Here is an 11,993-nt window from a genome sequence, read left to right as displayed (position 1 = left end):
TAAGTTCGCGTTCGCTGGTCATTTTGGGCCGACGTCAGGGGTGAGGATGACGAGTTGCTGGGTCGCCCGGGTCATCGCGACATACCGGTCGACCGCCCCWTCGATGCCCGTGCCGAACGCGTCAGGGTCGACGAGGACCACCAGGTCGAACTCGAGACCCTTCGACAGCTCCGGGGCCAGCGACCTGACGCGGGGCGTCGCCTGGAGCGGGCCGTTGTCGACGTCGGTCGTGCCAATGACGCAGGCGGTCCCGTCGGCATGCGCGGCGAGCCAGGTCTCCAGAATCGAGCCCAGCTCCGACGTGGATCCGTGGACGACGGGGAGGCCGCTGCCGCGGATCGACGTCGGCACGTTGGCATCCGGGAGCACGGCCCTGATCACCGGTTCGGCTTCCGCCATGACCTCCTCCGGCGTCCGGTAGTTGATGCTGAGGCCCGCCAGCTTTACGTTGGCCAGGCCGACCCGCTCGAGGCGTTCCAGCCAGGACTCCGCGAACCCGTGCCTGGCCTGGGAGCGGTCCCCGACGACGGTGAAGCTGCGGGACGGGCAGCGGAGCAGCAGCATCTGCCACTCGGCGTCGGTCAGTTCCTGTGCCTCGTCCACGACGACGTGTGCGAACGGGCCGGCGAGCTGGTCCGGGTCGGCGCTCGGCACGGCTCCGTCGTCGACCAGCTTGTCCTGCATGTCCTGCCCGCGCAGCATCGACATCACCATCAGTTCGGAGTCGTCGCCCGCGATCAGGTCCTCGACCACCCGGTCCATGAGCTCCCGCTCGGCGGCCGCGGCGGACTCGTGCCGGCGCTTACGCCGTGACACGTCGGGGTCGCCGAGTCGCTGCCGGGCCGCGTCGAGGAGCGGCAGGTCGGACGCGGTCCAGGCTTTGGGGTCCCGGCGCTGCAGTTTCGCGACCTCGTCGGGCTGAGCCAGGGGGCGCACAGGCGCAGGTAGGCGGACACCGTCCAGAGGTCGCTGACCAGGTCGGTGTAGTCGAGCAGCGGCCACGCCCTGCTGAACGCATCGACCAACTCAGCGTTCTGCGCCAACGCCCGGCGGAGCAAGCCGTCGGGGACATGATCGCCGTCGTGCTTGTCCACGAGGATAGTGAGCAGCTCCTCCCAGACTTCGTACCGGGCCTCGTTGTGCGGCGTGCCTGGGGCCGGTGACTCGAACGCCCGGGCCCACTCGTCGGCGCTGAGCCAGATGTCGGCGTACGGCGTCCCGACCTCCAGCCCCTTGGAGGGCGGCTCCTCGTAAAACCTGACGGCTGGCTCGATCGCCTTCACCATGTCCGCGGACGACTTCAGGGCTGCCACCGTCGGTTCGGTCTCGGTCGCCGCTGTGGCTCCCTCCGGGACGAGGTCCCGCAGGGTGCAGGTCAGCACGCCCTCCTCGCCGAGACTGGGCAGGACGTCGGCGACGTAGGCCAGGTAGGGCCGGTGCGGACCGATGAACAGCACGCTGCTTGTGCTGTGCGCACCACGGTGACCAAGGCGGGGGTCGGAGTACAGGAGGTAGGCCGAGCGGTGCAGGGCGACGACGGTTTTCCCCGTCCCCGGACCGCCGTCGACGACGAGAGCACCACGTGAGGACGCGCGGATGATGGCGTCCTGGTCGGCCTGGATGGTGGCGAGCACGTCCCGCATCCGGGCAGACCGGCTGCTGCCCAGGCTGGCGATGAAGGCGGACAGGTCCTCGAGGGCGTCGTCCCCAACAGAGCCGTCCGGGGTGAAGACCTCGTCCCAGTAGTCGGTGATCCGACCGCGGGCCCAGCGGTACCTGCGGCGCCTTGCCAGACCCATCGGGTTGGCGTGGGTAGCTCCGAAGAACGGCTCAGCGGCGGCGGAGCGCCAGTCGATGAGCAGCCGGCGTCCCGCGCTGTCCGTGAGGCCAAGCCGTCCGATGTATATGGGTTCGGCGTTGTCGGCGCTGACGATGTGCCCGAGGCACAGGTCCAAACCGAAGCGGCGCAGGGCGCGCAGGCGGGCGGTCAGCCGGCGGATCTCCACGTCCTTCTCCAGCGCCTCCTGGCCTAAGCGGACGGGGGCCCGGCGCACGGCATCGAGACGGTCGGAGAGGTCGGCGATCGACTGCTCGAGGCTCTCCGCGATGGCCACGAAGTGCTGCTCGTCGTGGGCGATCAGCGTCGGGTTGGCCTTGGGCGTGAGGTGGTCGGGAAGGTTGAACGCGCTGGTTGTCAGGGGCACGTCATCAATTCCTTTCTGGCGATGCGGCGGGGAGCCGGAGAGCGCCTCGCGCGGCGGGCACGGCGGTCCCGGTGGGCCGCTCGACGGCGACATCCACGTGTCGCTAGTCCCGTCCCGAAACTTCCGGCCTTGGCTCCCAATTCTGCGGCCCGACCCGGGGCTTGCGGCAAGCCCCCCGGTGCCCTATAGATTAAAAGTGAGGGGGAATGTGCCGCCTCCATTCCCTTCTACCGCCGCCGGCGCCTGGCCCCAATACTCGTCTGTGCTCCGTGGCAGACTTCTGCCATGGAGCCAATGGAGTGTCTGGTCATCTACGTCCCCACTGACGCTGCGCCCGCGGTCCGGCAGGCCATTGGCGACGCCGGGGCGGGCAGGCTGGGCAACTACTCGCACTGCTCGTTCAGCCTCGACGGCACCGGGCGCTTTACCCCGCTGCCGGGCGCGAGCCCGGCCGTCGGCGCCGTCGATTCCCCTGAGGAGGTGCCGGAAACCCGGATTGAGGCAATCTTTCCGTGTTCCCGGCGAAACGCCGTCGTCGACGCAGCGCTGTCCGTGCATCCATATGAGACGCCGGCGTTCATGACCTTCCCGGTCGATGCCAGCCTGCCGGACAGGGCGGGATCGGGGGAGTAGCGCGCGGGAGGAGGTTAGGTCAGCTGCGTCGGGTGGCCCGTACGACGACGTCGTGCAGCGGGAAGGTCCGGTCACCGGGTCCGAGGACTGTCCGCGTGGTCTCCTCGGCACTCGTGATGCTCCATGCGGCAGTGTCGAGGCTCCCGGTGACGTCCGCGAGGGTGACAGTCGCCGCGGGGGGAGGGTGATGCCCGTGGCCCGGGGAGGCGAGGCGGTGGAGGTGCCCGATGATCAACAGTGTGCCGCCTGGGGCTACCCATTCCGAGATGCGTTCGTAGAAAGCCAGCTGCGGCATCGCGGGGTGCGCGTAGTTGGTGGTCACAAGGTCGAACCGACCTCCCGGCGCCCAGGACGTCAGGTCCGCCTCGACCCAGGTCACCCTGCCGGACACGGACTGCCGTTCGGCACGCTCGGCTGCTTGAGCGAGAGCAGCACCGGAGATGTCGGCGCCGGTGACCTGCCAGCCGTGCGCGGCCAGCCATGTTGCTTCTGCCCCTGTCCCGCACCCGGCATCCAGCGCTGTACCCGTTGCGAGTCCGCTGGTTTCACGGATGAGATGCGGGTTCGGGGCACTCCATCCCGAGTCTGCCTGCGCAGCACGCTGGGCCTGTTCCCAGTGCTGTTCCCAATAGTCCTTGTCGAAGCTGTGCGTCATCGCGTCACCGTCGCGTGCGCCAGAGTCCCCTGATGACGTCTCTGCCGTCCCGGCCATGTCGAACCCCTTCCGATCTGATTTGCGCTTCAGATTCGATGGTCCCCACCAGCCGGCAGATGTGCAAGCCGTATTGCCAAATGGCAAAATGTCTCCATGAGCCAAGATCTCGACCACACTCTCGACGCCGTAGGGCCTCGCCTCAAGCGCCTCCGGCTCCGCCGGGACATCACACTCGCGGACCTGGCCGAGCAGACAGGCATCTCAGCCAGCACACTCTCCAGGCTCGAATCAGGCCTGCGGCGGCCCACCCTCGAGCAGTTGCTTCCACTGGCCCGCGTACATGGGGTCACCCTCGACGAACTCGTCGACGCGCCACCGACCGGCGACCCTCGATTGAATTTGCGATCTGTCGCCGGTGCAGACGGGTCGACGATCCTGCCTCTCACGCGCCGGCCGGGGGGTATCCAGGCCTACAAGTTCATCCTCCCCAAGGGTGAGGATGGGCAGGAACCCCAGCTGCGTACTCACGACGGCTACGACTGGGCCTATGTCCTCAACGGCACGTTGCGCCTGGTGCTCGGTGAACACGACTTCATCCTCAAGCCCGGCGAAGCCGCTGAGTTCGATACCCGAACCCCGCACTGGTTCGGCGCCACGAGCGCCGGTCCCGTCGAATTCCTCAGCCTCATCGGGAAACAGGGTCAGCGCGTCCACGTCCGCGCAGCACCCAAACTGAAAGACTAGGCCTACCAGCTGACGGGCTCACGCCTCAGGTGCCATCCGGAGTGCCAGCATCCCGCCTTCGAGGAGTTCAAGTTCGACGATGTGCAGCGTGTGCCGGGTTCCGTCCTCCGGCAGCATCTTCTTGCCACTCCCGAGCACGATGGGGGAGACGAGTAGAACGTACTCGTCGACCAGATTCTCGGCCATGAGCGTCTTGACGAGCGTCGGGCTTCCCCAAACGATTACGTTCTCCCGTTCGCGAAGCGCGCGGACCCGGCCGGGTACGTCGCCGGCGATGATCGTGCTGTTGTTCCAGTCCGCGTGGTCCATGGTGGTTGACACGACATACTTCGGCATGGCGTTGAACTTGTCGGCGGTGAAGTCGCCCGACCGCGACGGCCAGGAGGCGGCGAAGCCGTCATAGGTGACCCGGCCGAGCAGCATCGAGTCCGCCGCGGCCAGCACTTGTTCGTTGAAGGCCGCGGTGGCGTCGGTGAAGAACGGGCCCGTCCAGAGCTGGGGCTCCTCGGCGACGTTGTCCAGGGTGGTAAAGGCGGTGACAGTGAGCTTGCCCATGAAGATCTCCTTCAGGTCGGTGGCGCTTGGCTGTTATCCGCGGCTTCGGAGCCGGAGTGTTCGTGCCTCGTGGATGGCAGCCAGGGCAACAGCGCTGGCTGTGAGTCTGAGGGCGTGGACCCTGTACCACCGCTTCAGCAGGGGTTTGCGGTCCGCCTCGCTGAGCGGTTCTGGGCTGAAGAACAGGTCGGGGTTGATGGACCGGAGCAGATACGCGGTGGCGGCCGCACCGGTTGTCGAGCCGGCGGCAGCGACTATCAGCCATGGCCTGCTGTCGGCATGATTCCAGCCTGCCACGAGGGCAGCGATGGCCGCCGGCGCGTTGACCGGGGCGATCGGGGCGTAGTAGCGGCCGGGGCTGCCCGCTCCAAAGGGCGAGCGGGGGAGTTCGCGGCTTGCTTCCGCGGCCGCGACGCGGTGAGGGACTTTGACGAGGGCCTCATAGAGATTGCCGAAGAACCAGTGCGCATGGCTGAACTCCGCCACGCCCAAGATCCGATCAGTGAGTAAATCCCGGCGGACCGAGGAAGTCTGTCCCATGCCCACAATCTACCGCCGATGCCCATCGCCGGGCCATGGAGTCCAGCCTCAGGGTCAATTCTGAACCCGCTGACGATAGTCCCGGGGAGTCTCGCCGGCGTCGTTGCGGAAATGCCGGTTGAAATTGGACAGGTTGGTGAAACCCACTTCGTAGCAGATGTCGGAGATGGATTTGTCGCTCCGCTCCAGCAGTCGGCGGGCATGGGCCAGACGAAGTTTACGCACCAGATCGCTGAAATTCTGGCCGGTTGCGCGCTTGAAATACTTCGAAAATGTCGGCTCCGACATGCCCACCAGCGCCGCGGCCTCGGACATCCTGACGCTGCCGGCGTGATTGCTGAACACGTACTCGAGGACTATGTCCACCACCGCCGCGCCCTGGCCGTCCAGCTGTGGCCGGAACCATTCGTCGGCGAGGTAGCGCCGTTCCTCCTGCGGTGCGCGCGCAAGAATCGTAAGGAGCTCAAAAAGGTGATGCAGCCGCTGAAGCCCAGTGCAGGTTCCCATAGCCTCGAGTGAAACGGCGCCGGCCCTGGCTGATCGTCCCAGGAACTCGATCCCGCGCGAGGACTGCTCCAGCAGCGGTTTGACCTCGGCCATTTCCGGCAGAATAGAGGCAGCCTGCTCAACCCATTTTCCGTCGAACTGGATGAGGGCGTCCCTGCCTTGGAGGACTTCTCCGGGCTTCAGGTCGCTGACCCAGTCGTGCGGCAGCCCTGAACCCACCAGCGCCAGGTGTCCGGCCTCAAACGTGCCGATGTGGTCTCCCACGATGAACTTTCCGGTGCCTTTTCGGATCAGGTGCAGCTCATATTCGGGATGGTAGTTCCAGCGGGCCACCGGGCTGGGGTAGTCGTGCTCGTGCCACCGGACGGAGTGGTTGGGGTCCTCCGGAATGACCTCCCGGTTGGCCCGCATCCCCAGCAGTCTTTCGGCGAGTCTGGCCGCTGCGCCATCAATGGGGACTGTGCCGTCGGTCGGGTCCGCCGTGCTCATCGTGGTTCTCCCATGCGTTCTGATCATGAAATATGGACCTCACCGTGGTCGCCTCCTCCCAGAGTAGCGCCCGGCCGGGGCCCGCCCCGGAAAATTAGTATCAGAATCCAGCAACCACGACGCTAGTTGTGCCCGATGCCACAAGCCTAATCTTGAGGAAGATCAGCGAGGCACCCGGCATCGAGCCCCTCGTCCCGCTCACCGCCCCGCACCCGACGCAGCAGTCGGATTGGGCAGCATCGCACCCCCTGAAGAACAAAGGAGTCCTTAATGCGCGCAAAAATACGCGTCGCCTCGTTGGCGGCAGGTGCCCTGTGCGTGGCACTCAGCGCCTCGGCCTGTGCAGGCGCCGGTGGCGGCAATTCCGCTGGCGACCCGAACGCCATCAATGTCCTGATGGTTAACAACCCCCAGATGGAGGACCTGCAGCGGCTCACCGCTGATAACTTCACCAAGGAAACCGGTATCAGGGTCAACTACACCGTCCTGCCGGAAAACGACGTCCGCGCCAAGATCAGCCAGGAGTTTTCGAGCCAGGCCGGCCTGTACGACGTTGCGTCGCTGTCCAATTATGAGATTCCGTTCTATTCCGCCAACGGGTGGCTGGCGCCTCTGGACAGTGTGGCCAAGGATGCCGAGTTCAACCAGGCGGACATCCTGCCGGCCTACACGGCGTCGCTGACGGGCAAGGACGGCAAGCTGTACGGCGAACCGTTTTACGGGGAATCGTCCTTCCTGATGTACCGGAAGGACATTTTCGATGCCAAGGGCCTGACGATGCCGGAGAAGCCCACCTGGGATCAAGTCGCCGATCTTGCCGCCAAGGTTGACGGCGCAGTCCCCGGCATGAAGGGTATCTGCCTGCGCGGCCAGCCCGGCTGGGGCCAGGTCTTCGCGCCGCTGACCACGGTGGTGAACACCTTCGGCGGAACCTGGTTCGACAAGGACTGGAACGCGAAGGTCGACGCACCCGAATTCACCGCGGCTGTTGATTTCTACACCAAACTGGTGCGCGACCACGGTGAAGCGGGGGCCGCCCAGGCCGGGTTCACCGAGTGCCTGACCAACATGAGCCAGAGCAAGGTCGCCATGTGGTATGACGCCACCTCCGCGGCCGGTGCTTTGGAAGCCGAGGACTCCCCGGTGAAGGGAAAGATCGGCTATGCCCAGGCCCCGGTGAAGGAGACCAAGTCTTCGGGCTGGCTGTGGACCTGGTCCTGGGCTATGCAGGCGGCCTCCAAGAAGCGGGACGCCGCCGGTAAGTTCATCGCCTGGGCCAGTTCGAAGAAGTATGAGGAACTGGTCGCATCCAAGCTCGGCTGGTCCAAGGTCCCGTCCGGCAAGCGCATCTCCACCTACGAGAACGCCGACTTTCAGAAGGCCGCGCCATTCTTCAAGGCCGAACGCTTTGCCATTGAGAACGCCGATCCGAAGAACCCCGGAGTCCAGCCTCGGCCGGCTGTCGGCATCCAGTTTGTCGGAATTCCCGAGTTCGCGGCCCTCGGCACCAGGGTTTCCCAGGGTGTCAGCTCCGCCATAGTCGGCCAGGGAACTGTCGCAGACGCACTGGCCAAGGGCCAGGAAGCCGCCCAAAAAGTCGGCGACAAGTACAAGTAATCACCACCGAACCGCAGGAGAACATCATGACTACCGCAACGGCGCGCGTCTCCCGGCACGGGAGCAGCACAGCGAAACCTTCCAAGAACGCCAGGGCGCGCGAACGGGCCGTGGCCTGGGCACGGCGCGCACCGCTGCTGCCGGCCCTGATCTTCCTCATCGTCGTCACCCAGCTTCCGTTCGTGGTGACCCTGATCATTTCGTTCCTGAACTGGAACAGCCTGAGCCCGGACAAGACCGGATTCGCTGGCGTTGAGAACTACGTCCAGGTCCTCACCGACCCCTACATGCAACAGGCGATCGTCACCACCATCATCGAGACGGTCTCCGTGGTCCTGGTCAGTCTGGTCCTCGGCCTTGGCCTGGCTCTGCTCCTGGACAAGAAATTCATCGGCCGCGGACTGGCCAGAACCATGCTGATCGCACCGTTTCTCATCGTTCCGGTAGCCGCGGCGCTCATCTGGAAGCATGCCATTCTCAACCCCGTCTACGGCCTGATCAACGGCTCGCTTACCTGGGTTTGGGCGCTCTTCGGCAGCGACACCCCGCCCCAGCCGGACCTGCTGTCCTCGGCGCCCCTGATGGCCATCATCATCTCGCTGGTCTGGCAGTGGACCCCGTTCATGATGCTAATCCTGCTCGCCGGTCTGCAGTCCCGTCCGATGGACACGGTTGAAGCCGCCCAGATGGACGGCGCAAGTCCCTGGGATATTTTCCGCCACCTCACGCTGCCGCACCTGCGCCAATACCTGGAACTGGGCGGACTGCTCGGCGCCATCTACATCGTGCAGAATTTCGACGCTACCTTCGTCATCACTTCCGGCGGCTTGGGCACGGCCAACCTGCCCTACGCCATCTACGAGACGTTCTACTATGCCAACGAATATGGCCTGGCCTCCGCCGCCGGCGTCGTGGTGGTCATCGGCACCATCATCGTGGCGACCTTCGCACTCCGCACCGTATTCTCGCTATTCAAGAAGGAGGCAGCACGATGAGCACCCTCACCCCGGCCGAGCCCAGGTCATCAGTCCCCGTCCCGCTCGCACCGAATCTGGGTTCCCGACGCCGCGGCAAGTCGCGCATGGACCCCACGCGCAACAACACGGCTGCCGGCATCGCCGCATGGCTGCTGGCCCTGCTATTCGCGGTGCCGGTCCTGTGGATGATCCTGACCTCGTTCCACTCGGAAGTTGACGCGGCGACCAACCCTCCCTCCATCGCCGCCGACCTAAACCTGGACGCCTACAAGGAGTTCTTCGGAGCGACGTCCGGTGTCAGCCCGTGGCCGTCGCTGATCAACTCCGCCACCGCCTCGATCTTCTCCACCGTGCTGGTCCTGCTGCTGGCCATTCCGGCAGCCTACGCGCTGTCAATCCGGCCGGTGAAGAAGTGGACCGACGTCATGTTCTTCTTCCTCTCCACCAAGATGATGCCCGTGGTCGCCGCCGTCCTGCCGCTCTACCTCTTCGCCAAAACCGCCGGGGCCCTGGATAACATCTGGTTCCTGGGCCTGATGTACACCTCGATGAACCTGCCCATCGCCGTATGGATGATGCGCTCCTTCCTCGACGAAGTGCCGGTCGAAATGCTGGAGGCCGCGCAGATCGACGGCGCAGGCCTGCTGCTGACGCTCCGGAAAGTGGTCGCCCCCGTGGCGATGCCGGGCATCGCCGCCACCGCGCTGATCTGCTTCATCTTCAGCTGGAACGAACTTCTCCTGGCCCGGGTGCTCACCGGGGTGGTCGCCGGCACCGCCCCGGTCTTCCTCACCGGCCTCGTCTCCAGCCAGGGACTGTTCCTCGCCAAGGTCTGCGCGGCCGCCGTGGTGGTGTCCCTGCCGGTGCTGTTCGCCGGCTTCGCCGCCCAGGACAAGCTGGTCCAGGGCCTCTCTCTCGGCGCCGTCAAGTAGCGGCCCTCTGCCCCCCGATTCTCAAAGGAAAACTTCGATGACAACATCAACCGCACAGTCCCGCACCTCCGGACGTCCCGAAGTACCCGCCACCATGCGCGCCGCCGTCCTCAAACGCCAAGGCGACATGGCCATGGAGACCCTGCCGGTCCCGCAGCTGGACCCGGACCAGGTCCTGGTCCAGGTCGCCGCCGTCGGCGTCTGCGGCAGCGACGTCCACTACTACGAACACGGAAGGATCGGCGACTACGTCGTGGACCACCCGCTGATCCTGGGCCACGAGCTCTCCGGCCGGATCGCCGCCGTCGGAAACGCCGTGGACCCCGCCCGCATCGGCCAGCGGGTCGCCGTCGAACCCCAGCGGCCCTGCCGCAAATGCAAGCAGTGCAAGGCTGGCCGGTACAACCTCTGCCCCGACATCGAGTTCTACGCCACCCCGCCGATCGACGGGGCCTTTGCCGAATACGTCACCATCCAGAGCGACTTCGCCTACGACATCCCGGACAGCGTCAGCGACGAGGCGGCAGCCCTCATCGAACCGCTCTCCGTCGGCCTCTGGGCCTGCGAACGCGCCCAGATCAAGCCCGGCAGCCGGGTCCTGATTGCCGGAGCCGGCCCCATCGGCATCATCGCCGCCCAGGCAGCCCGCGCCTACGGCGCGACCGAAATCTACATCAGCGACATCGCCGAAGACCGGTTGGCGTTCGCCCTCGGACACGGCGCAACCCACGCCCTGAACGCCCGAACGGACAGTGTAGAAGGGCTCAACGTCGATGCGTTCATAGACGCCTCCGGCGCCCCGCAGGCCGTCCGCTCCGGGATCAAAGCCGTTGGACCGGCCGGCCGGGTCATCCTGGTGGGACTCGGGGCCGACGACGTCGAACTCCCCGTCTCCTTCATCCAGAACCGCGAAATCTGGCTTTCCGGCGTCTTCCGCTACACCAACACCTGGCCGCTGGCCATCCAGCTGATCGCGGACGGGAAGGTGGACCTGGACATTTTGGTCACCGGCAAGTTTGCACTGGCCGACTCCGAAGAAGCACTCAAAGCGGGCAAGCAGGCCGGTCAGCTCAAAGCCGTCGTCTACCCGGGCCGCTGATGCACGTCACCGACGCTACGCCCGCACCGGGCCCCGCCGCGGGGGAGAGCATCCTGACGGTCATCGGCGAATCACTCGTCGACATCGTCAGCGACCCCCGCGGGGCCGCTGGCATCCGGACCCATCCCGGCGGCAGCCCCCTCAACGTGGCGGTAGGGGCTGCGCGCCTCGACCTCCAGACGAACCTAGTGACCCACTATGGCGTTGACCCCCACGGACTCATGCTCGAAGAGCATCTGCAGGCGAACGGCGTCCGTGTGATCAACGGCGGAACCACACCGACATCATCGGCCCTCGCCACTCTGGGTTCCGACGGTGCCGCCGAATACGCCTTCTCGATCACGTGGGCACTCAATGGGACGTCCCTGCCAGCCCTCGCCGCCGCCAAAAGTTCCACCCACGTCCACACGGGGTCAATCGCCACGGTGCTCGTGCCAGGGGAGCGGGCCACTCTTGTCTTGGTACAGGCCGCCCGGGAGAACGCGACAATCAGCTACGACCCCAACTGCCGGCCCGCAATCAGCCCCAATGCGGCTGCGGCACGCCGGCAGGCGGAAGTGTTTGTGGCGGCCAGTGATGTGGTCAAAGCCAGCGACGAAGACCTGCGCTGGCTTTACCCGGACCGCACCCCGGAAGAATCCCTGAAGGCCTGGCTGGAGCTGGGGCCGGCGGTCGTGGCCTTAACGCGCGGAGCCTCCGGCCCCGTCATCCTCTCCGGCAGGGGGCGGGTGGAAATGGCAGCCGAACCCATTAGGGTGGCGGATACCGTGGGCGCCGGCGATTCCTTCATGGCGGGGCTTATATCCGGACTCGCCCAGCTTGAAGCGCTCGGGGCGCAGGGAAGACAACAACTGCAGGCCCTGACCCTGGGTCAGCTGCACGCACTCGCCTCGTACGCGAACCGCGCGGCGGCCATCACCTGTTCCCGGAAGGGCGCGAATCCACCGAGGTGGGCGGAACTCGGGCCGCTGTCCTGATTCCGTGATTCGACCGCCAGTAGCACCAAGGCTTCCGCGCGCACTGGTTGTACATCCACGGAGG

The 11,993-nt window shown here is 65.9% G+C and carries 11 protein-coding genes and 1 pseudogene; 7 read left to right on the top strand and 5 right to left on the bottom strand.

What is annotated here, in order from left to right:
- Positions 1-18 precede the first annotated feature (18 nt).
- A pseudogene (helR, locus tag AC1DZQ_RS03960) lies at positions 19-2,204 on the bottom strand (RNA polymerase recycling motor ATPase HelR).
- Between the two features lie 285 nt (positions 2,205-2,489).
- Here helR and AC1DZQ_RS03955 point away from each other — a divergent pair.
- Positions 2,490-2,837 carry a hypothetical protein gene (locus AC1DZQ_RS03955; RefSeq protein WP_476962267.1) on the top strand — a complete coding sequence of 116 codons (348 nt, stop codon included), beginning with the start codon at positions 2,490-2,492 and terminating at the stop codon, positions 2,835-2,837.
- Between the two features lie 19 nt (positions 2,838-2,856).
- Here AC1DZQ_RS03955 and AC1DZQ_RS03950 read toward each other — a convergent pair whose 3' ends face one another.
- Entirely contained in the window at positions 2,857-3,549 is a 693-nt protein-coding gene (locus AC1DZQ_RS03950) for a class I SAM-dependent methyltransferase (RefSeq protein WP_476962266.1), read from the bottom strand.
- A 96-nt stretch (positions 3,550-3,645) separates the two neighbouring features.
- Here AC1DZQ_RS03950 and AC1DZQ_RS03945 point away from each other — a divergent pair, with 96 nt between their 5' ends.
- Positions 3,646-4,236: a helix-turn-helix domain-containing protein gene (locus AC1DZQ_RS03945; RefSeq protein WP_476962265.1), complete on the top strand. Its 591-nt coding sequence runs from the start codon at positions 3,646-3,648 to the stop codon at positions 4,234-4,236.
- Positions 4,237-4,254: 18 nt separating this feature from the next.
- On the opposite strand, the gene AC1DZQ_RS03940 is transcribed toward AC1DZQ_RS03945, so the two are convergent.
- The 3 genes from AC1DZQ_RS03940 to AC1DZQ_RS03930 are packed head-to-tail and all read right to left on the bottom strand — an operon-like array spanning position 4,255 to position 6,327.
- Positions 4,255-4,791: a dihydrofolate reductase family protein gene (locus tag AC1DZQ_RS03940; protein WP_476962264.1), complete on the bottom strand. Its 537-nt coding sequence runs from the start codon at positions 4,789-4,791 to the stop codon at positions 4,255-4,257.
- 33 nt (positions 4,792-4,824) lie between these two features.
- Entirely contained in the window at positions 4,825-5,331 is a 507-nt protein-coding gene (locus AC1DZQ_RS03935; protein ID WP_476962263.1) for a hypothetical protein, read from the bottom strand.
- Between the two features lie 54 nt (positions 5,332-5,385).
- Entirely contained in the window at positions 5,386-6,327 is a 942-nt protein-coding gene (locus AC1DZQ_RS03930) for an AraC family transcriptional regulator (protein ID WP_476962262.1), read from the bottom strand.
- A 270-nt stretch (positions 6,328-6,597) separates the two neighbouring features.
- On the opposite strand from AC1DZQ_RS03930, the gene AC1DZQ_RS03925 reads away from it, so the two are divergent.
- Genes AC1DZQ_RS03925 through AC1DZQ_RS03905 form a run of 5 tightly spaced genes read left to right on the top strand, consistent with a single transcriptional unit; the run spans position 6,598 to position 11,929 of the window.
- Positions 6,598-7,944, top strand: a complete 1,347-nt coding sequence (locus tag AC1DZQ_RS03925) for an ABC transporter substrate-binding protein (RefSeq protein WP_476962261.1) — start codon at positions 6,598-6,600, stop codon at positions 7,942-7,944.
- Between the two features lie 26 nt (positions 7,945-7,970).
- Entirely contained in the window at positions 7,971-8,939 is a 969-nt protein-coding gene (locus AC1DZQ_RS03920; protein WP_476962260.1) for a carbohydrate ABC transporter permease, read from the top strand.
- Positions 8,936-9,853, top strand: coding sequence for a carbohydrate ABC transporter permease (locus AC1DZQ_RS03915; protein ID WP_476962259.1), 918 nt, complete (start codon positions 8,936-8,938; stop codon positions 9,851-9,853). The genes AC1DZQ_RS03920 and AC1DZQ_RS03915 overlap by 4 nt, the downstream gene beginning before the upstream one ends.
- Positions 9,854-9,890: 37 nt before the next feature.
- A complete protein-coding gene (locus AC1DZQ_RS03910) occupies positions 9,891-10,952 on the top strand; it encodes an NAD(P)-dependent alcohol dehydrogenase (RefSeq protein WP_476962258.1) in 1,062 nt (353 codons plus the stop codon).
- Positions 10,952-11,929 carry a carbohydrate kinase family protein gene (locus AC1DZQ_RS03905; protein ID WP_476962257.1) on the top strand — a complete coding sequence of 326 codons (978 nt, stop codon included), beginning with the start codon at positions 10,952-10,954 and terminating at the stop codon, positions 11,927-11,929. The genes AC1DZQ_RS03910 and AC1DZQ_RS03905 overlap by 1 nt, the downstream gene beginning before the upstream one ends.
- The last annotated feature ends 64 nt before the right edge of the window (positions 11,930-11,993 follow it).

The organism is Arthrobacter sp. P1_C12_2, from assembly GCF_056406415.1.
This window is presented reverse-complemented; position numbering and strand designations above follow the sequence as displayed.

Coding starts and splice junctions, on each gene's coding strand:
- AC1DZQ_RS03955 (WP_476962267.1), top strand. CDS start 2,490: ATGGAGCCAATGGAGTGTCTGGTCATCTACGTCCCCACTGACGCTGCG.
- AC1DZQ_RS03950 (WP_476962266.1), bottom strand. CDS start 3,549: ATGGCCGGGACGGCAGAGACGTCATCAGGGGACTCTGGCGCACGCGAC.
- AC1DZQ_RS03945 (WP_476962265.1), top strand. CDS start 3,646: ATGAGCCAAGATCTCGACCACACTCTCGACGCCGTAGGGCCTCGCCTC.
- AC1DZQ_RS03940 (WP_476962264.1), bottom strand. CDS start 4,791: ATGGGCAAGCTCACTGTCACCGCCTTTACCACCCTGGACAACGTCGCC.
- AC1DZQ_RS03935 (WP_476962263.1), bottom strand. CDS start 5,331: ATGGGACAGACTTCCTCGGTCCGCCGGGATTTACTCACTGATCGGATC.
- AC1DZQ_RS03930 (WP_476962262.1), bottom strand. CDS start 6,327: ATGAGCACGGCGGACCCGACCGACGGCACAGTCCCCATTGATGGCGCA.
- AC1DZQ_RS03925 (WP_476962261.1), top strand. CDS start 6,598: ATGCGCGCAAAAATACGCGTCGCCTCGTTGGCGGCAGGTGCCCTGTGC.
- AC1DZQ_RS03920 (WP_476962260.1), top strand. CDS start 7,971: ATGACTACCGCAACGGCGCGCGTCTCCCGGCACGGGAGCAGCACAGCG.
- AC1DZQ_RS03915 (WP_476962259.1), top strand. CDS start 8,936: ATGAGCACCCTCACCCCGGCCGAGCCCAGGTCATCAGTCCCCGTCCCG.
- AC1DZQ_RS03910 (WP_476962258.1), top strand. CDS start 9,891: ATGACAACATCAACCGCACAGTCCCGCACCTCCGGACGTCCCGAAGTA.
- AC1DZQ_RS03905 (WP_476962257.1), top strand. CDS start 10,952: ATGCACGTCACCGACGCTACGCCCGCACCGGGCCCCGCCGCGGGGGAG.